Here is a 524-nt window from a genome sequence, read left to right as displayed (position 1 = left end):
CATGAGCAACGACAGAGTGGCGTCAAACATGTCACGTTTGACTGCCCTCTATCGTAACAGATGTAATTAAATGTTGCTAGCTAGTAAATGTACCAGATAAACGCTGCCAATGCTGGTCCTCTTGCGCGGTAAAGGCATGCTTTGGATCGAGTGCAAAATAGGGTTGATAAGCTTCCATGACTTGTTCAGTCTGTGACTCGATTAAACCTGCCAATACGATGCGACCTTTTGATGCAATCAATGTTGAAAAGTAAGGTGCTAAGCCAATTAAGGGTTTGGCTAAAATATTGGCGACAATCACTTCTACAGGCAAAACATCATGTTGTGAGCAGTAATCTGTGAACTCTTCGGGTAAGAACGCTTGCAGATGATCACCGACATGATTGCGTACCGCATTTTGATTGGTTGCGAGTACAGCTTGTGGGTCGATATCGACTGCATACACTTGGCGTGCACCTAATAATAGGGCGGCGATACCCAAAATACCTGAGCCGCAGCCATAGTCGATGACTACTTTATCTGTC

General features: G+C 44.8%; 1 protein-coding gene. It reads right to left on the bottom strand.

Annotated elements, in window-relative coordinates:
• Positions 1-76 precede the first annotated feature (76 nt).
• On the bottom strand, positions 77-524 hold a 448-nt coding region (locus ACS8FC_RS20740), incomplete at its 5' end, for a 50S ribosomal protein L11 methyltransferase (protein WP_439298172.1).

The sequence above is a fragment of the Psychrobacter sp. 1Y4 genome (assembly GCF_051847555.1).
Note: the sequence above shows the minus strand (reverse complement) of the source record. Positions and strands in the feature narration are given on the sequence as shown.